At 60.5% G+C, this 18023-nt stretch carries 13 protein-coding genes; 4 read left to right on the forward strand and 9 right to left on the reverse strand.

Features of this window, described 5'->3' with window-relative positions:
* Nucleotides 1–75: 75 nt before the first annotated feature.
* The 4 genes from ptsP to HNR46_RS11665 all read right to left on the reverse strand — a co-directional run bounded on the left by ptsP (nucleotide 76) and on the right by HNR46_RS11665 (nucleotide 4496).
* Entirely contained in the window at nucleotides 76–1842 is a 1767-nt protein-coding gene (gene ptsP / locus HNR46_RS11650; RefSeq protein ID WP_184018976.1) for a phosphoenolpyruvate--protein phosphotransferase, read from the reverse strand.
* A 42-nt stretch (nucleotides 1843–1884) separates the two neighbouring features.
* Entirely contained in the window at nucleotides 1885–2151 is a 267-nt protein-coding gene (locus tag HNR46_RS11655; RefSeq protein ID WP_184018978.1) for an HPr family phosphocarrier protein, read from the reverse strand.
* 65 nt (nucleotides 2152–2216) lie between these two features.
* A complete protein-coding gene (gene hprK / locus HNR46_RS11660; protein ID WP_184018980.1) occupies nucleotides 2217–3185 on the reverse strand; it encodes an HPr(Ser) kinase/phosphatase in 969 nt (322 codons plus the stop codon).
* Between the two features lie 87 nt (nucleotides 3186–3272).
* A complete protein-coding gene (locus HNR46_RS11665) occupies nucleotides 3273–4496 on the reverse strand; it encodes an OmpP1/FadL family transporter (RefSeq protein ID WP_184018982.1) in 1224 nt (407 codons plus the stop codon).
* A gap of 120 nt (nucleotides 4497–4616) precedes the next feature.
* On the opposite strand from HNR46_RS11665, the gene HNR46_RS11670 reads away from it, so the two are divergent.
* The 3 genes from HNR46_RS11670 to HNR46_RS11680 are packed head-to-tail and all read left to right on the forward strand — an operon-like array spanning nucleotide 4617 to nucleotide 6920.
* Entirely contained in the window at nucleotides 4617–4931 is a 315-nt protein-coding gene (locus HNR46_RS11670; protein WP_184018984.1) for a DUF3817 domain-containing protein, read from the forward strand.
* 34 nt (nucleotides 4932–4965) lie between these two features.
* The gene (locus tag HNR46_RS11675; protein WP_246418061.1) at nucleotides 4966–6171 is read left to right on the forward strand and encodes an FKBP-type peptidyl-prolyl cis-trans isomerase; all 1206 of its coding nucleotides are present in this window, start codon (nucleotides 4966–4968) and stop codon (nucleotides 6169–6171) included.
* A gap of 23 nt (nucleotides 6172–6194) precedes the next feature.
* On the forward strand, nucleotides 6195–6920 hold the full coding sequence (locus HNR46_RS11680) for a DUF2459 domain-containing protein (protein WP_221285134.1): 726 nt from the start codon (nucleotides 6195–6197) through the stop codon (nucleotides 6918–6920).
* A gap of 498 nt (nucleotides 6921–7418) precedes the next feature.
* Here HNR46_RS11680 and fabV read toward each other — a convergent pair whose 3' ends face one another.
* Genes fabV through uvrA form a run of 3 tightly spaced genes read right to left on the reverse strand, consistent with a single transcriptional unit; the run spans nucleotide 7419 to nucleotide 15746 of the window.
* Nucleotides 7419–8612: an enoyl-ACP reductase FabV gene (gene fabV, locus HNR46_RS11685; protein ID WP_184018988.1), complete on the reverse strand. Its 1194-nt coding sequence runs from the start codon at nucleotides 8610–8612 to the stop codon at nucleotides 7419–7421.
* Nucleotides 8613–8657: 45 nt separating this feature from the next.
* Complete coding sequence (locus HNR46_RS11690; RefSeq protein WP_184018990.1) at nucleotides 8658–9914, reverse strand: hydantoinase/carbamoylase family amidase; 1257 nt, start codon at nucleotides 9912–9914, stop codon at nucleotides 8658–8660.
* A 54-nt stretch (nucleotides 9915–9968) separates the two neighbouring features.
* The gene (gene uvrA / locus HNR46_RS21410) at nucleotides 9969–15746 is read right to left on the reverse strand and encodes an excinuclease ABC subunit UvrA (protein WP_343076037.1); all 5778 of its coding nucleotides are present in this window, start codon (nucleotides 15744–15746) and stop codon (nucleotides 9969–9971) included.
* 62 nt (nucleotides 15747–15808) lie between these two features.
* On the opposite strand from uvrA, the gene HNR46_RS11700 reads away from it, so the two are divergent.
* Nucleotides 15809–16186 carry a globin domain-containing protein gene (locus HNR46_RS11700; protein WP_184018992.1) on the forward strand — a complete coding sequence of 126 codons (378 nt, stop codon included), beginning with the start codon at nucleotides 15809–15811 and terminating at the stop codon, nucleotides 16184–16186.
* Nucleotides 16187–16213: 27 nt separating this feature from the next.
* Here HNR46_RS11700 and HNR46_RS11705 read toward each other — a convergent pair whose 3' ends face one another.
* On the reverse strand, nucleotides 16214–16609 hold the full coding sequence (locus HNR46_RS11705; RefSeq protein ID WP_184018993.1) for a BUD32 family EKC/KEOPS complex subunit: 396 nt from the start codon (nucleotides 16607–16609) through the stop codon (nucleotides 16214–16216).
* Between the two features lie 4 nt (nucleotides 16610–16613).
* Complete coding sequence (gene mgtE / locus HNR46_RS11710) at nucleotides 16614–18014, reverse strand: magnesium transporter (RefSeq protein WP_184018995.1); 1401 nt, start codon at nucleotides 18012–18014, stop codon at nucleotides 16614–16616.
* Nucleotides 18015–18023: the final 9 nt, after the last annotated feature.

Genomic DNA, 18023 nt, shown 5'->3' on the forward strand with positions numbered 1-18023 from the left:
GGGAAAGCGGTGACGTGTCACCGCAGTCCGAAGGTGGTGCCGAGTTCGGAATCCGTCGATCCGTCGATCCGTCGATCAATCGATCAACTCGCGATAGTATCTCATCGCGAGGTCGGAGGTGAGTTCGAGGGTGTCTCGACTGAGAGGAGTGCGCAGCGCTTCGTCCGCCATGGCTGCACATTCGGCATGGGACAAAGCGCGAATGGCGTGGCGGACCCGAGGAACTTGATGAGGTCCGACAGAGAGTTCTTCGACGCCGAGACCAAGCAGGAGAGGCGTCAGGCGGAGGTCTCCAGCCATTTCACCACAGACACCCGTCCAGATGCCGTTTTGGACGGCAGCATCAATGGTGCGTTTGATCAGGCGAATGACCGCAGGATGAGTGGGGCGATAAAGGTCGGCGACGCGGTAGTTCACTCGGTCTGCCGCGACGGTGTACTGAATGAGGTCGTTGGTGCCGATGGAGAAGAAATCGACCTCCGGTGCGATGAGGTCGGCAATGATGGCAGCCGAAGGCAGCTCGATCATGACACCGATGTCGATGTTCTCATCGAAAGGGATGTCGCGTGCCGCGAGTTCGTCCATCGATTCTTTGACGAGATCCTTGGCGCGGCGGAGTTCCATGATTCCGGAAATCAGGGGGAACATGACAGAAACCTTGCCATGGGCACTGGCTCGGAGAATTGCCCGAAGCTGTTCTTTGAACATTGCTGGGCGGTCGAGCGAGACGCGAATGCCCCGCCATCCGAGGAAAGGATTGGGCTCCGGTTCGAGGAGAGGTTCAACGGGGAGCTTGTCGCCTCCAGCATCCAGGGTCCGGATGATGACCGGGTCGGGAGCGAGGGAGCGAGCGAGTTCGGTGTAGATTTTCGTTTGAGATTCCTCGCCAGGGATTTGTTCTCCTTCGAGCAGAAGGAATTCTGTTCGGTAGAGACCGACGCCACGAGCGCCACTGTGTTTGACGTAGGGGAGCTCTTTGACGAGCTCGATGTTGGCGGAAAGGGTGATCTTGCGGCCATCGGTGGTGACGGCTTCTTGATTGCGCTGGGCTTCGAGACGATGCCGGACGCGTTCCTTTTCGGAGCGGAGGGCCTCGTAATGGAGGAGGGTTTCCGGAGTGGGATAGAGGATCAGCTTGCCGCTGTAGCCATCGATGATGGCGGGGGTAAGGGCGCGGGTTTCGAGGACGGCACCTTGCAGGCCAACGATGGCAGGGATGCCGAGAGAGCGGGCGAGGATGGCGGTATGGGAATTGACGCTGCCCATCTCGGTGGCGAAGCCTTGGAGCTGGCGCCGATCCATGGAGGCCGTGTCAGAGGGGGTGAGGTCGTAGGCGACGAGGATGTGGTGATCGAGCGGGGCTCCGTCGCGAGGTTCCTCGTGAGAAAAATTGCGAAGGACCCGTTGGCAAACATCCTCGATGTCGGCGGTTCGCTCGCGGAGATAGGGATCGGGGACCCGGCGCATCGCTTCGAGGAAGTTCTGGGCGATGGCGTAGAGAGCGAACTCGGCGTTTTGTTTGCGCTCGGCAATGGCTTCGTTGACGCGGTCAACGATGGCCTTGTCTTCCAGCATCATGAGGTGCGCCTCAAAGATCCGGCTCTCTTTCTCGCCGGAAATGGCCTCAATGCGTTTCTGGAGGGCGGAAAGTTGGCCCTTCGTGATGTCGAGGGCTTCCTTGAAGCGCTCGCGCTCCGCGTCGACATCGGTGATGGAGTAGACTTCCGGAGCGGAAAACCCACGGGCGACAACATGGAGCGGGGCGATGCCGATGCCCCGTGAAACGGCGGTACCTTGGAGTACCCGCTCCTCCGTTTCTTGTCGCCTCGTATTGTCCTTCACCAGCGCGATGCTGGTCGACGGAGGGGGGAGGGAAAAGAAGAATTAATCTTCCTCGAACTTGCGCTCAACGAGGTCAGCCAGTGCATCCATGGCGGATTGGGCGTCATCGCCTTCAGCGAAAACCGTGATGACGGAGCCATGCCCGGCAGCGAGCATCATCAGGCCCATAATGCTCTTGCCATCAACCTCCTCGCCGTCTTTCTCCACCCGAATTTCGGAGGTGAAACGGCTTGCGGTTTTGACGAATTGGGCGGCAGGCCGGGCGTGGATTCCCAGCTTGTTTTGGATGGTGAATGCTCGTTGGACCATCAGGGTAAATTGCCTTGGGGCGGCGGAAGTCTAGGGAGAGGCGGTGAGGTTGGCCAAGGGATTTTTCAAAGCTCCCTCGTCGGGTTGTTACGTGACATGTGTTGGAGCAGACGTTCGTTGAACTCATCGGCCATGTTGTATCCGAGTCGCCGGAGTTGCTGGTGGAGGGCAGCGATGGCGACCATGCGGGCGGTATCGCGACCGGGCGCCACGGGGATTTCGACCATGGCAACCGGTTGACCGAGAACCTCGAAGGTCTTCTGTTGGATGCCGACGCGGTCGACCTCATTGAGGTCACCATGGGTCGTGAGGGTGACGACGAGATCGAGGCGTTTTTCGGGGCGAATGGAGGTGAGGCCGAACAGGTTGGCGGCGTTGACGATGCCGATGCCACGAATTTCGATATAGCCGCGGGAAAGCTCTGGTGCGCTGGCGGTGAGTTCGCCATTGGCCCAGCGAACGCGGACCATGTCATCGGCGACGAGGGCGGCTCCGCGTTCGAGGAGGCCGATGGCGGTCTCGCTTTTGCCGCTGCCGCTCTTACCCATGATGAGGACTCCGATGCCCCGGATATCGACCATGCAGCCGTGAAGCGTCGTCGATGGTGCGAATTCCGCCTCCAATTTGAGGGTAGCGGCGTTGAGGAAGTTCATGGTCACCAGCGTGGTGGAAAACACCGGGATGTGGTGATGGGAGGAGATTTCCAAGAGATCGGGAGGGACGGGGATGCCACGGGAGACGACGATGGCGGGAATGTCTCGCTCGCACATCCGGCCGAATCGTTCGGCGCGCATCTGTGGCGTGAGCTTTTTCAGATAGGACATCTCTGAGTTGCCCAGCACCTGAATGCGCTTTTTGGCGAAGTAGGAGAAGAATCCGGCGAGGGCGAGGCCTGGTCGGTTGGGCGCAGGTTCGCCGATGGGGCGTTCGAAGCCGTGCCGCTCACTGATGAGTGACATCGAAAGTTCGCTTCCATGGCGTTCGAAAAACTCCCCGATGGGCACAGAGAAGACTTTTTTGATCCGCGGCGGCATGGTGGGGATTTATAGGAATGAACGATGGGGAAGCGATGGAAAACACACGCCGTTTCGGTGAATCCGGGGTGCTGGGGAGGGTTTCCCTCAGAAGGTTCCAGAAACGCCCAGGGAAACGATATGACTGCCACCGGAGACGGTGCCGGTAAAGTTGCCACCGGGATTGGTTTCGTTCAGGTAGACGGAGTCGGTGAAGAGGTGCGTGTAGCCCAAATCGACATTCCAACAGGGGTTGAAATGCCAACTGGCGCCGCAACTCAGCCAAATGCGGTCGGTATCCGGAATGCGCAGGGTGCGGTTGCGAGATTCGACGGGCGATTCGTCGTAGGCGATCCCGGCGCGGAGGGTAAGGGGGTCACAAGCTTTCCAGGTGGTGCCGACCGAGAATCTCCAGACATCGCTCCAGTTTTCGGAGGTGACGGGAGGCTGGGCCGCCGGAGGATTGCCGGTGACCTGGGGGGCGAGGGTTTGGAAGTCGCTCCATCCGGTCCAGAGGGCATCGGCGTGGAGTGCCCAGCGGTCGTCGATTGCATGATAACCACTGATTTCAAGGGTGTCCGGAAGGGTTAGGGCGGCGGTGCCAGGCCCATTGAAGGCGGGAATGGCGGCGGAGATGACTCGTCCTTTGAGGGTGAAGTCGACTTCTGAACGATAGTGGATGCCGATGCGGGTGCGATCGCTGATCTCGTAAAGCACACCGACATTGAATCCGTAGCCCCAGTCATCGCCTGCGGTATCGAGGAGCACGGGCGAGGTGGGCACAGGGATGGAGGAGGACAAGGTGGCATCGGCATAGACCGCATCGAAGCCGAGGCCGAGGGACCATCCGGGAAGGAAGCGCCAGGCAAGGGACGGGTTGAGGTTGACGGTTTTAAGTTCGCTTTTGTCCGCCATCATGCGCGCGGCAAAGGACTGAGGGTATTGGGTCGACAGCCCATAGAGGGTGAAGGAGCCGAAGCCGATGGCCAGATCCTCGGTGAGCGCATGGGTGAAGTAGACAAAGGGGATGTAGGCGTCTTCGGCGAGGTCATCCGCGGAAGTGGCGACGCGAGTGGCGCCCGTTTGATAGATGCCGCGCAATTCAATGTTGGGGAGAACGGCCGTGATGCCTACAGAAACGGAGTTGTCCCCGGGGATGAGGAGCATGGCGGCCGGGTTTGAAGCGAGAGCCGATGCGTCTTCGGCGATGGCCGCTTCACCGGAAAAGGCGCGGCCGAGGCCAGAAGCGGAACGTTCTTGGAGCTGGAACCCGGCACCGGGAGCGGTGTCGGCAAGGAGGACAGTGGCGCAGAGGGCGCGCGGGACTTTCATGCAAAGGGAAGGGTGGAGTAGAATTCCATCATGAGAGGAAGAAAGATGGCGGCAAGCGGGAAACGACAAGCTCGTGTCAGCCCGAGTTGACATTCGCTGAGGTCTGCACGAGGGGGCGGCATGTCGCATGCCTCACTCAAGGATCCCATCGGCCGCATTCGCTGGGTTGGCCGTATCGAAGCGGTGTCATTCCTGTTTTTATTGGGGGTCGCGATGCCGATGAAGTATCTGGCCGACCAGGAGATTTGGGTGAAGGTAACGGGGATGGCTCACGGTGTTCTGTTCCTTCTCCTGTTGCTTTTGGTGGGCATTGCTTGGCTGGAGAAATGCATCCCGTTGAAGACAGCGGCGATGGTGATGGGGGCTTCGTTGCTGCCATTTGGCCCCTTTGTGGTCGATTCCCGGCTGGCAAAAAGGGAAACGGACGCCGGTTGACACCGCCGGTCGTCCGTGGATGCTTCCGCGAAGCATGAAGAAACGGATCCGATTCACCGCCGCTGCGGCCATGGCCGCGGCAATTGCCCCCCTGCACGCGGAGGAATCCGCCGTTACCCCGCCCGTGGAAGTCCCCGCGGCCCAACCTGCTGAAAATATGCCTGAAACTCCTGCTGATGTTGCTGCTCCTCCCGCCGATGCCGAAAAAACCGAATCCGGTTTGGCCTCGAAAGTTCTCACTCCTGGCACGGGCGATCAAAAGCCTACGGCGACGGATACGGTGACGGTCCACTACTCGGGCTGGACGACGGACGGAAAGCTTTTCGATAGCTCGGTGAAGCGGGGTCAGCCGACCAGCTTCCCTCTGAACGGAGTGATCAAGGGTTGGACGGAAGGTCTGCAATTGATGACCGTCGGGGAAAAGCGTCGTTTCTGGATTCCGGCCGATCTTGCCTACGGTGAAAACCCCGGTGGGGGTCGTCCGGGTGGCTTGTTGGTTTTCGACGTGGAGCTTCTGGGCATCAAGGAAGTGCCTAAGGTCCCGGCGGATGCGGAAAAGACTGCCGATGGAGTGGCTTTCCAGAAGGTTTCGCCCGCCACCGCGGAAGGCAAGCCGGCTGAGGGGGACTTGGTGACATTCCACTTCAAGGGTTCCACGATGGAAGGCCAGGATCTGCAGGATACGCATCAACAGCCGACTCCGCCGACGGTTCCTCTGGCCCAGTTGCCGCCTGAAATGAAGGGCATGCTTGGCGATATGGGTCCGGGTGAAGTCCGCAAGGCTTGGTTGCCTGAGGCCCGTCTGCCCGGTGGCTTTATCGTGGCTGAGCTGGAATTGATTTCCTTCAAGCCTGCACCTCCGGCACCTGAAGCTCCTGAGGAGGTGGCCGCAGTGCCCGCCGATGCGGCAAAGACCGAGAGCGGTCTGGCTTCGAAGGTTCTCACGGCGGCTCCTGAGGGGGCCGAAAAGCCGAAGGCGACCGATACGGTGAAGGTCCACTACACGGGTTGGACGACCGATGGCAAAATGTTCGACAGCTCGGTGGTTCGTGATGAGCCGGCTGAGTTTCCGCTCAACGGGGTGATCAAGGGTTGGACGGAAGGTGTCCAGCTGATGGGCGTGGGTGAGAAGCGCCGCTTCTGGATTCCCGCAGACCTTGCCTATGGCGAAAACCCCGGCGGTGGTCGTCCGGGTGGCATGCTCGTCTTCGACGTCGAGCTGCTGGAGATCGTGAAGTGATCTCGATCTGATTGATGCCGGGCATGTGGCGGTTTGTGGCGCTCTTGGTGTCGTCGCTCCTGTTGCCGGGCTGCATGATCGCGTTTCCGAAGGATCGGGAACGCGAGGCAGTCCGAAGAGAGGAAGTCGCGCGACCTGCGGATGAGCCGCGCACAGTGCCGGTGGTGATCTTTGCGGACCGCCTGCACACGGGGGTGATCCTCGATCTTCGCTGGTTGCGCCGCCACGGATATGTGCCGCCCGAGGAGGTGAAATCCTACCGTTGGGCGGCCTTCAGCTGGGGGGATGAAACGGCCTATGTGCAGAAGGAATGGCTGACGCCGGGCCAGGTGTTTCAGGCATTCGCGTTGCCGTCTCGGTCGGTGATGGAGATCATCGCTTTCGACTACAACATTCCCGAAGTCTGCCACCATCAGCGGCTCTATCAGGGTTTCACGACCGAAGCGGCGGGTGAAGACATTGCCGCCTACTTGAATTTCACGACATTGCGCGATGCTCAAGGGGTGCCATCGGTGCTCGGGCCCTCGAGTTGGGGGGGCGGAGAGATGGTTCGTTCTCCCCACTCTTACTATTTCCCTCGGATCTGCAACGTGTGGACGGTCGAGGCACTCGATGCCGCGGGTTTTGAGTTCCACCGCTGGACGGGGTTGTCTGCCGCGGGAGTGATCCGCCAGGCGACGGCTCGGAAGAATGGATTTGCCCAGATTTGGGATCCCTCATGGCAGATGAGCGGGAAGCTGTCTCCATGAGAGATTGAGGATGCTGCCCTCGAGTGGAGAGGGGACACCGGCGTTCCTCCTGGGGGAGTCCGAGGAAGCCCGCCGGTGTCGAAGGGGGAAGCCTTCCAGGCTCAGGTCCAAAGGACTTCCCCACAGTTTGGAGTTCCGTCCGGTTGCGGGCGGAGGGTGTCTCCGTGAAAAGACCGATTGCGGGGGGAAGGCAATATGGTCGCGTGGACCTGCGGTGGGAGGAGTGCCGCAGGAGTTTCCCCCGTAATCGAGGGACTTGAATCGTCCGACCTCGCCCGGAAATGAGGGGAGGAAAAGATGGGGAAGGTGCCGACGTTCAAGGGCTTGATCCTGACCTGGCGGGCGACCTTTTCCCATCACGGGATGGCGGGGCAGGTGATCGCGTGATCCGGGAAGGCTTGCCCTAGGAGGAAGTCCGGGGGGCTCGGGGCGGAAAAACAAACGGACAGGGGAATTGGATTCCCACTGTCCGTAAATAGAGGGGGCTTGAGCCAGCGTTTAGCCGAGAGAAGGGACGCTGGTGGCAGGGTCGGTGTCGGCACTGTAGTCCACGCCATCGAGTCCGAAGCCGAACAGGCGCAGGAAGGAACTTTCGTAGCCTTCGACATCTGCAAGTTCCAAAAGGTTGGCGGTATTCACGGCCTCCCACACTTCGGCAATTTGAGCCTGAACCGCTGGTTCCATTTCCCAGTCGTCGACGCGGATCCGGCCGGCTTCGTCGGGCTGGGGGTCGGCCTTGCCATAGAGACGATCGCGGAACAGTCGGTCCATTTGCTCAATGGTATCCTCGTGGGTGCCCTGCTCTTTCATGATTTTGTAGAGCAGCGAGATGTAGAGAGGCACGACAGGAATGGCCGAGGAGGCTTGAGTGACGAGCGCTTTGTTGACGGAGACCCAGGCTTTTCCGCTGAGCTCGGAGAGTTTTTCATCGAGGGCTTGTTGCGCGCGTTCGAGATCGATTTTGGCTGCGCCAATGGTGCCGTCCTTATAGATGGGCCAGGTCACTTCAGGGCCGATGTAGGAGTAGGCAACCGTGACGACGCCATCGGCGAGCACGCCGGCTTCTTTCAGAGCGTCGATCCACATTTCCCAGTCTTCGCCGCCCATCACGGCGACGGTCTGATCGATTTCCTCCTGGCTGGCGGGTTCGATGGTGACTTCGTCGACGACCTTGGTGGAGGTGTTGAGATTCTTGTTGGTGTAGGTCTGCCCGATGGGTTTGAGGCAGGACTTGAAGGTCTCGCCTGATTTCGGGTGGGTGCGGCGTGGGGAGGCGAGGGAGTAAATGACGCAATCGACTTGTCCCAGATCGGCTTTGATGGCCTCGATCACGGTTTGTTTCATTTCGTCGGAGAAGGCGTCGCCATTGAACGAACGGGCGTAGAGACCGGCAGCTTGGGCTTCCTTTTCGAAAGCTGCGGAGTTGTACCAGCCCGCCGTACCCGTGCGACGTTCTTCACCGGGCTTTTCGAAGAAGACACCGACGGTTGCCGCGCCGCAGCCGAAGGCCGCCGCAATGCGCGAGGAAAGACCGTAACCGGTGGAAGATCCCACCACGAGGACCTTCTTTGGGCCGTGATCGACGGGACCGCGTGAGCGGACGAGGGCGATTTGGTCGGCGACATGTTGGGCGCAGCCATCGGGATGCGCGGTGGTGCAGATAAAACCTCGGATCTTCGGTTCGACGATCATGATGGCGCGACGCTAGGGGGCGGTTCCCGGCGCGGCAAGTCCATCTCACAAGGGGGTGGCGGCTTGTCTTCGGATCCATGCCAAGACCTTGTCGGCCAGCCGGTCGAAGGCCGTTACCGATTGGAGAATGTGCTCTTCCAGGGTGTCTTCGATCTTGTTGTGGCTGATGCCATGGAGGCTTTGGACAAACATCATCACGGTAGGGACGCCCGCGGCGGCGATCTCGGCAGCATCGTGAAGGGGACCGGAAGGCAGGCGGTGCGAGACACCGCAGGTTTCTAGAATCGCCTCATCGCAGAGGTCGATGAGTTCGGGATGAAAGGGGCGAGGGGCGATGTGCCAAAGCCGCTCCCAATCCACGGTAAGCCCGCCTTCCTCGGCGAAACGGGTTGAGGCATCGCGGGCCTCAATCAGCATCGAAGAGAGCTTTTCTGCATCGAGGTGGCGTTGGTCGAGGGTGATGCGGCAGGTTTCGACCACGCTGGTGACGATGCCCGGTGTGGTGGTGCAGGAGCCAATGGTGCACACGCCTTCTCCGCTGCGGTCGGCGATGGCATAGATATCGGCGCTCATTTTGCCAGCGGCGAGCAGGGCATCCCGGCGGCGATTCATGGGGGTGCTGCCCGAGTGAGCGGCTTGGCCATGGAATGTGATGGCGTGGCGCTCGACACCGAAAGTTCCAAGGACGGCCCCAAGGGGGAGGTCGAGGTCGAGCAAGACGGGACCTTGCTCGATGTGGAGCTCGATGTAAGCCGCTGCGTGGGTGAGTTCGCGACCACTGGTGAGCACGGCATCAAGGTCAAGGCCGCAAGCGGCGAGGGCCTCGGGGAGGGGGATGCCGTCTCGATCGATCAGACCACGGGCTTCCTCAATATCGAGGTTCCCCGAGCAGGCGGAGGAGCCAAAGAGGCTTTTCCCAAAGCGGGCGCCTTCTTCGTCAGCCCAATCGACAAGGCGGATCGTGATGGGTGGGCAACCGTCGTATTCGGCCACTAGGCGACGCAGGATGGCGACTCCTGTGAGCAGGTTGAGGCAGCCATCGAGCCAGCCGCCATTGGGCACGGAGTCGATATGACCGCCGATGAGCAAGGCGTGCTCGGATTCGCCACGCAGGGTGCTCCAGAGATTCCCGGCCGCATCGCGGTGTGTCTCGACCGGGAGATCTTCGAGCAGTCCCAGAAACCACTCGCGGGCGCGTGACCAAGTTTCGGTAAAAGCCACGCGCTGGGCCCCATTTTCGTCTCCGGTGAGGGAGCGCAGTTCCTTCAACTCGGCGAGCGTGCGTTGCGGATCCAGACTCATGGTCGGGAAAAGTAGCGAATGACGTGCCGCAAGTCGGGGGAAATCTTCGGGTGGCTAGCTTCGGGTATGGGCCAGTTCGGCCTGCAAGAAAGGGGCGGTGGCGGATTTCTTGGATCGAGCGACTTTCTCTGGTGGGCCTGAGGCGACGAGGAGCCCGCCACCGTCGCCCCCTTCAGGGCCAAGGTCGAGTATCCAGTCGGCTTCGGCCGCAACCGCCATGTGGTGTTCGATGACAACGACGGTGTGGCCTTCATCGACGAGGCGATGGAGGACGTCGATGAGTCGCCGGACGTCTTCGAGGTGGAGTCCCACGGTGGGCTCCTCAATCAAGTAGAGGTTGCTGGTTTTGAGTTCCCGGGTGGTGAGCTGGGCTTTGGCCGAGCGACCTCGAATGAGTTGGGAAACCAATTTGATGCGTTGGGCCTCTCCGCCGCTGAGTGTGGGTGATGGTTGGCCGAGCTGGAGATATCCGAGGCCGGTATCCGCCAGGAGTTGAAGGGGGCTTGCGATCCGAGGTTGGCTTTCGAAGAAAGCAGCAGCCTGCTCGATGGTCATGCGCAAGACTTCGCCGATATTCTTTTCCCGGAACCGTACGTCGAGCGTGGCGGGATTGTAGCGGAGTTCGTCGCAGGCCTCACAGGGGACCCAGGTGGTGGGGAGAAAGTCCATTTCCAGTTTCACGCGGCCATTGCCCTCACAGACGGGGCAACGACCTCCGCCGGTGTTGAAGGAAAAACGGGAAGCATCGTAGCCACGCATGCGGGATTCCGGGAGCTGGGCAAACAGTTTGCGGATGTCGTCGAAGATTTTGACGTAAGTCGCGGGGCAGGAGCGCGAAGTTTTCCCGATGGGGGATTGATCGACTTCGTAGACGGACTTGATTCCCTTGTGGCCGGAGACGGATTTGTAGGTTTTGGCGGCGGCGTTTTGGCGTTCGAAAGCGGCCGCGAGGCATTGGTGCATGAGAGTGGATTTTCCGGATCCGGAAATGCCGGTCAGAACGGTCAGGCGGCCCAAGGGGATGGCCACATCGATCGACCTCAAATTGTGGGCATGGCAGCCGATGAGTTTGAGGAGGGGGTGAGTTTTGCCGATCGGGCGGCGCTCACCGCGCATGGGGTGAGAAATGGGATGGGTGAGGGCCTGATAGGTGGGAGAGGCGGCGGCGTGGGAGGGCGTGACTGCCGTGGTGGAGGCGTTTTCGTTCTTCTTGCGAGAGGGGGGCGCATTGGGGAGGGGCGGACTCGGGATTTGGGGAGGGGCACCTTGATAGACGATTTCACCACCAAGACGACCGGCTCCGGGGCCGAGGTCGATGAGATGATCGGCACGGGCGATGGTGTCCTCATCGTGTTCGACGATGATGAGGGAGTTGCCCCGGTCGCGAAGTGCGGTGAGGGTGTCGAGGAGACGGGTGTTGTCGCGTGGGTGGAGGCCGATGGTGGGCTCGTCGAGGACGTAGAGGACGCCTTGAAGGTTTGAGCCCAGTTGGGCGGCGAGGCGGATGCGTTGGCTTTCACCACCGCTGAGGGTTTTTGCCGAGCGATCGAGTTGGAGGTAGCCGAGCCCGACGTGGTCGAGGAAGGAGAGACGTTGGGTGATTTCGGGAAGGATATCGCGGGCGATGAGTTGGTCGCGCTCCGTGGTGAAGTGAACTTTGGCGAAATGGCGGGTGGCGTCGGAAACGGGAAGGTGTGCGAGGTCTGCGATGGGCGTGGAACCGAGCCGGACCGCGCGGGACTCGGGGTTGAGGCGGGAACCTTGGCAGGCGGAGCAGGTGATCAATTCGGCTTCATCCATGCGGTCGATTTGCCGATCGGCGTCCAATTCCGCGGCGAGAACCGAGTCATGCCTGGAAAGGTCAAGACGTTGGCCTCGTTTGGGAGTGCGGCCATGTCCGCGGCAGGTCGGGCACCAGCCATGGGGGGAGTTGAAAGAAAACAGGCGTGGGTCGAGCTCGTCGAAGGAGCGTCGGCAGCTCGGGCAGGCGGCTTCCGTGGAGAGAACCACGATTTTCTTTTCTGGGGTGATGATTTTGAGAGTGCCTTTTCCGATATCAAGGGCGCGCTCAATGGAGGAGGGGTCAAGCCCCTGGGAGGCACCCAGGTTTTTGGCAGCTGGGGATGAGCGCGAGACCTCGGCTTGGGCGACTTCGGCGACGACCACATCGATGTCGTGCTCCTTGAATCTCTCGAGGCGGGTGAAGCCTTCCGCCTGGCGAAGTTGACCGTCGACGAGAAGGCGTTGGAAGCCTTGTTTGAGGGCCCACTCTGCGACTTCGCTATGGTAGCCTTTGCGACCGCGAATGACGGGGGCGAGGAGGGCGACCGGGCCTCTTTTGAGGTGTTCACGAATGCTCTTTTCGATGGCAGCGAGCGATTGTTTTTCCACGGGAACCTGGCAGTCGGGGCAGTAGCGGGTGCCGAGTTTGGCGTAGAGAAGCCGGATGAAGTTCCAGAGTTCGGTGACGGTGGCGACGGTCGATTTCATGCCGCCTTGGGAAACTCGCTGTTCGATGGCGACGGTGGGTGGGAGCCCGCTCAATTGGTCGAGGTCGGGTTTTTCGAGCTGCTCGGCAAATTGGCGGGCATAGGCGGACATCGAGTCCAGGAATCGCCGTTGGCCTTCGGCAAAGAGGATATCGAAGGCGAGGGTGGATTTGCCCGAGCCGGAGAGGCCGGAGACGACGACCAGCTGATCGCGGGGGATATCGACGGAAATATTCTTGAGGTTGTGCTCGCGGGCTCCGCGGAGGGAGATCACTGCGCCTGCTGTTGAGGTAGGAGGGGACGAGGTGGGAGATGCGTCCGGACGCGGTGAGTGGCTGGCCGGTCGAAGGAATCGTGCGGTTTCGGTCGCGAGCTTGGCGACTTGGGCCGGCGGGCCCTCGGCGACGATTTGCCCGCCGTTTTTTCCAGCGCCGGGACCGAGTTCGACGAGCCAATCGGCCGAGCGAATGACATCGAGGTTGTGTTCGATGACGAGGAGTGAATGGCCGTGATCGACGAGTCGTTGGAACACTCCGAGCAGCCGTTCGACGTCGGAAAAATGAAGCCCAGTGGTGGGCTCATCAAGGATCAGCAATTTCGAGCGTGAGTGGCGTGCATCGGCTTTGCCACCTGTTTGAGCGATGATCTGGCACAGTTTGAGGCGCTGGGATTCTCCTCCAGAGAGGGTGTTGAGAGGTTGTCCGAGCTTGATGTATCCGAGGCCCACTTCGCTCAGGGGGAGCAGGGCGCGCCGAATGGAGCTGTGCCGTTTGCGGGTGGAAGAAGTGGAAGAGGGATCGTCGGCGTAGAACGTGAGGGCTTGATCGATGGTCAGCTCGAGGACATCGGCGATCGATTTTCCGCGATACAACATGTCGAGGGTCGACGGCTTGTAGCGACGTCCGCCGCAGTCTGGGCAGGTGACCTGAATGTCGGAAAGGAACTGCATTTCCACTTTTTCAAAGCCGGCACCGGAGCAACGGTCGCAGCGCCCTTCTCCGGAGTTGAACGAGAAGAAGCCGGTATTGCAGTTTCGGGATTTGGCGTCGGGAGTTTGGGCGAAAAGTTGTCGAATCTCGTTGAAGGCACCCAGGAGGATGGCAGGTGTCGATCGCGGTGTGCGAGCCAGCGGAGATTGATCGACGATGAGCACATCACTCAAGTACTGGGTTCCTCGGAGTTCTTTGAGGGGCGCGGGATCGAGTTCCGGAATGTCTTTTTTGAGCCGCTTGGCAAGGTTGGCGAAGAGGACATCGTGGGCGAGGGTGGACTTGCCCGATCCAGACACTCCGGTGAGGCAGACGAAGAGTCCTAGGGGGAGATCGAGATTGAGCTTTTTTAAGTTGTGGCGGGTGGCTCCGCGCAGGTGAAGGAACCCGTCCCCCGGTTCTCGAACGGTCTTGGGCGGGGCGATGGAACGCTCGCCGGTGAGCCATGGCAGTGTTCCCGTGCCGGGAAGGTGCCGGGCGAGTTCCGATCGTTCTGACGTGACGCCGTGATTGGACGAGCGAGGAGACTTTTCGGGATGATGGACGGGGCCCTGATAAATGAGGGATCCGCCCTGATCGCCGGATGCGGGGCCGATGTCGATGATTTCGTCGGCGGCGCGCATCACCGATTCCTCATGCTCGACGACGACGAGAGTATTGCCCTTGTCGCGCAGGTCGTGCATGACGCCGACGAGGCGCTCGACGTCGCGCGGGTGAAGGCCGACGGTCGGCTCATCCAGTACAAAGAGGGTGTTGGACAGGGAGGCGCCGAGACAGGTGGTGAGGTTGACGCGTTCGATTTCACCCCCAGAGAGGGTGCGGGCTGGACGATCGAGCGTGAGATAGGAAAGGCCGACTTCGTCGAGATACCGGAGCCGGCTGGTGATTTCGGTGAGGACGAGGTCGATAGGGGAATCCTTGCTGCCGGTGGTGGGGCGGCTGCGATCCATGGATTGGAAAAGCAGCCGCAATTCGGCGAGGGGGAGCTGCCACATTTCAGGGAGGGTTTTCCCGGCAACTTTGAAGCACAGGGCCTCGGGCTGGAGGCGTTTGCCCCGGCATTTCGGACAGGCGGTGTAGGAACGGAAACGGCTGAGAAAGACGCGGACGTGCATCTTGTAGGCCTTGGTTTCCAGCCAATCGAAGAAGCCTTTGATGCCATACCAGCCACCGTCTCGCCAGAGTGCTTCCATTTCGTCCATGGAGGCATCTGGGCGGTCTCCGTATTTGACCCACTCCTGGAGGTCTTCCGAGAGTTCTTCAAAGGGCGTGGTGATGGAGATGCCTCGTTCCCGGCAATTGCGGAGGAGATCGCGTTGGCATTCTTCACCTCGTTCTCCTTGGAAAGGTTTCACGGCTCCCTGTTTGAGGGAGAGGGAAGGGTCGGGGAGGGCCTTATTGAGGTCGATGCCGATGACGCGTCCGAAACCGCGGCAGTGGGGACATGCCCCCAAGGGATTGTTGAAGGAGAAGAGCGCTGGGGAGGGGGGCCTCAGGGTGAAGCCGGTGGCGGGATTTTCCCAGAGGCTCGAGAAATCTTGGCGGGTTTGGCGAGAGACCGTGGTGATCTGGGCATGGCCCTTGCCGAGTTGGAAGGCATGCTCGAGGGCTTCGAACAGTCGCGCGCGGGTCCTGGAGGAAACCGTTAGGCGGTCTTGGATGACATCAACGGAGCGTGCGAGGAGATCAGGGGCCGACTCCGGTTCGTCGGTCCGCAGGATTTCTCCTTCTGCCGTGAGGATGCGCAGGTAGCCCTGTTGATTGAGAAAAGGGAAAAGCTCATTGGGTTTGGTCTCCGCGGGGATGGGAACCGGGAAGGTGATGAGGACGGCTTCTCCCGGGAGGTGCTCGTGGGCCCATGCGGCGGCCGACTCCGGGCTATCCGGGTGGATTTCTTCACCGGTTTTGGGGTCGAAGCCTGTTGCTGCCCGGGCAAACAGGAGTTTCAGGTAGTCGTTGATTTCGGTGAGGGTGCCGACGGTCGAGCGGGTGGTGCGGATGTGGTTTTTTTGCTCGATGGCGATGGCTGGGGGGATGCCGTCGATGCGATCGACATCGGGCTTGTCCATGCGATCAAAGAACTGGCGGACGTACGGCGAGAAGGTCTCCACATAGCGTCGTTGGCCCTCGGCATACAAAGTGTGGAAGGCGAGCGAGGACTTCCCGGAGCCGGAGGGACCGGTGACGACCGTGAGTTTGCCTAAGGGGATGTCGAGATCGAGGTCCTTGAGGTTGTGCTGGCGAGCACCGCGAATTTGGATCGACGACGCGGGCTGAGGGGAAACTGGAAGGGATGGGGGAGGAGTTTTGGACGTTCCCTTTTTCTTCGCAGCGGATTTTTTTTTCGCGGGCACGGCGGGAGATTAGGCAGCTCAGGGAGGGTTGCCAGTGGAGTTTGCAGGCACTATGCCGAGGCATGGAAACATTGGAGCAGGTCGTGGCGCGGGAGCTGGATCGAGAGGGATTGGATGCCCTGGTGGCGGCTTTCTACCGCAGAGTGCCGGGCGATGATTTGCTGGGCCCGATGTATCCTTCTTCGGATCTGGAGGGGGCGGAGGAGCGACTGCGGGATTTCCTGAAGTTCCGTCTGTTGGGGGATCCTATGTATCAGCTCAAGCGCGGGCATCCTCGACTGCGGATGAGGCACATGCCCTTTTCGATTGGGGAGGCCGAGCGGGATCGTTGGCTGAGTTTGATGGAATCCGCCATGGAGGAAACCAAGGTGAGCGCTGAGGCGCAGAGGGTTCTCGTGCCCTTTTTCGCCCAAGTGGCTGATTTCATGCGGAATCAATGAGATTCGCGCGACTTCGGATCCGTGATGTCAGGGATCGGTGCGAGGATCAGGAAGGATCTCGGCGAGCTCGAAATCGATGAGGCAGAAGCGACCGGCTTTGGAGTTGTAGGTGACATTGCGGCGTTCGGCATCGAGGTGACGGACGCCATAGTGTGTTTCCAGATCGGCAAAGAGCATGGCGGCCTTTTCCTTGCTGATGGTCGTGGCGGGTTCGCCACAGGATGTGGTGACGAAATAGAGCTCCTCGGGATGCTCTTCAAGAAGCCGTGGGACATAGGGGCAGCCGCGTTCTTCAAGGGTTCGAAGGACTTTGACCTCAACGGCGTATCGTTGGTCTGCATCGGTGCCGCGAAAGCGTTTGTGGACACGGCCCATCCAATCGAGCCGGACTTCAGAGCGGATGCCGTCTTTGAGTTCTCTCATAGGATCAGAGGCCGAGGAGGGTGCGGACGACGGAGAAGTAGATGACCATCCCCGAAACGTCTACGATAGCGGCGATGGCGGGGGCCGAAACCACCGCGGGATCGAGTTTCATGGCGCGGGCGCCAAAGGGCAAAAGCGAGCCGAGAAAAGTGGCGGATGTGACCTGCGCTGTGAGGGCCACGGCGACGGAGAGGGCGAGCCGTGGGTAGCCGATGCCCGCCGGCAATCCGGGGCTGAAGGCGGGAAGAATGAATGCTGTGAACAGGGCCATGCAGATTCCCAGCAATAGCCCAAGCAGGAAGCCAGTGCGAAGCTCTTTCCACGCCACCCGGGTTCCGGTGCCTTGGATCAACTCGTTGAGCGACATGGCTCGAATGACCATGGTGGTGGCCTGTCCGCCGGAATTGCCCCCGGCTGCGACGACCATCGGTAGGAAGAGCGAGAGGACGAAGGCCTGGCTGAGAACACTGCCAAATCGCATCATGACGTAACCCGACACGATGGAAACAAAGGCCAATCCCACCAACCAGCCAGCACGGCGTCGAAAATGGCTGAAAGTCGGAGTATTCAGATAGGTGGCCTCGTCCTGATCCCCTGCAATCCCGCCGAAGCGTTCGAAGTCCTCCGTGCTTTCTTCCTGAAGGATTTCCATCGCATCGTCGTGAGTGATGATTCCCAGGAGATGGTCAAATTCATCAATGACCGGGAGCACGACCAAGTCGTATTTCAGGAGGATATTGGCCGCTTCTTCCTGGTCGGCGGTGGCGAGCACCCGTTGCTCGGAGCCGACTTCCGCCATGATATCGCGGATCGGGGTATCCCAGGTGTTGAAAGCAAGGTCGCGGAGGCGCACGCGCCCAATGAGATGGCCTTTGGCATCGACCACGAAGATGCGGGAGAGGGTCTCGGTGTTGTCCTGATCGCGACGCAGGTATTCGATGGCTTGCTTGACCGTCATGCTGGCGAACAGACGGCCGAAGCGGGTGGTCATCCGACCGCCGGCGGTGTCGTATTCGTAGCGCAGCAGGCTGCGGGTGAGCTCTTCATCTTCCGGGCCGAGCAGCCCGAGATAGCGCAGCCGAGCTTCATCTCCTACAGCTTGGAGCATGTCGACCCGGTCATCGTCCGAGAGTTCGCGGAAAAGGACTTTCAGCTCGGCAGGACGGAAGTGGTCGAGGGCTTCCTCGATCATCGATTCCGGCAGTTCGACCAGCATATCGGCGGCGAGTTCCGGGCCGATCGATTTGAGAAACACCGGATGCCGTTCTTCGTCCAAGTCTTGATAGGCTTGGGCAAGGTCGGCGTAGTGAATCTCCGAGGCGATCGCCAGAACAGCGCTCTGATCATCCGCTTCCACCGCGCGCAGCAGCGCTTCGACGGGGTGGGCGGTGGTCTCCTCGGGCATGCGTCCAGT

It is taken from the genome of Haloferula luteola (assembly GCF_014201715.1).
Classification (GTDB): domain Bacteria; phylum Verrucomicrobiota; class Verrucomicrobiia; order Verrucomicrobiales; family Akkermansiaceae; genus Haloferula; species Haloferula luteola.

Coding starts and splice junctions, on each gene's coding strand:
- HNR46_RS11655 (WP_184018978.1), bottom strand. CDS start 2,151: ATGGTCCAACGAGCATTCACCATCCAAAACAAGCTGGGAATCCACGCC.
- hprK (WP_184018980.1), bottom strand. CDS start 3,185: ATGCCGCCGCGGATCAAAAAAGTCTTCTCTGTGCCCATCGGGGAGTTT.
- HNR46_RS11665 (WP_184018982.1), bottom strand. CDS start 4,496: ATGAAAGTCCCGCGCGCCCTCTGCGCCACTGTCCTCCTTGCCGACACC.
- HNR46_RS11670 (WP_184018984.1), top strand. CDS start 4,617: ATGTCGCATGCCTCACTCAAGGATCCCATCGGCCGCATTCGCTGGGTT.
- HNR46_RS11675 (WP_246418061.1), top strand. CDS start 4,966: ATGAAGAAACGGATCCGATTCACCGCCGCTGCGGCCATGGCCGCGGCA.
- HNR46_RS11680 (WP_221285134.1), top strand. CDS start 6,195: ATGTGGCGGTTTGTGGCGCTCTTGGTGTCGTCGCTCCTGTTGCCGGGC.
- fabV (WP_184018988.1), bottom strand. CDS start 8,612: ATGATCGTCGAACCGAAGATCCGAGGTTTTATCTGCACCACCGCGCAT.
- HNR46_RS11690 (WP_184018990.1), bottom strand. CDS start 9,914: ATGAGTCTGGATCCGCAACGCACGCTCGCCGAGTTGAAGGAACTGCGC.
- HNR46_RS11700 (WP_184018992.1), top strand. CDS start 15,809: ATGGAAACATTGGAGCAGGTCGTGGCGCGGGAGCTGGATCGAGAGGGA.
- HNR46_RS11705 (WP_184018993.1), bottom strand. CDS start 16,609: ATGAGAGAACTCAAAGACGGCATCCGCTCTGAAGTCCGGCTCGATTGG.
- mgtE (WP_184018995.1), bottom strand. CDS start 18,014: ATGCCCGAGGAGACCACCGCCCACCCCGTCGAAGCGCTGCTGCGCGCG.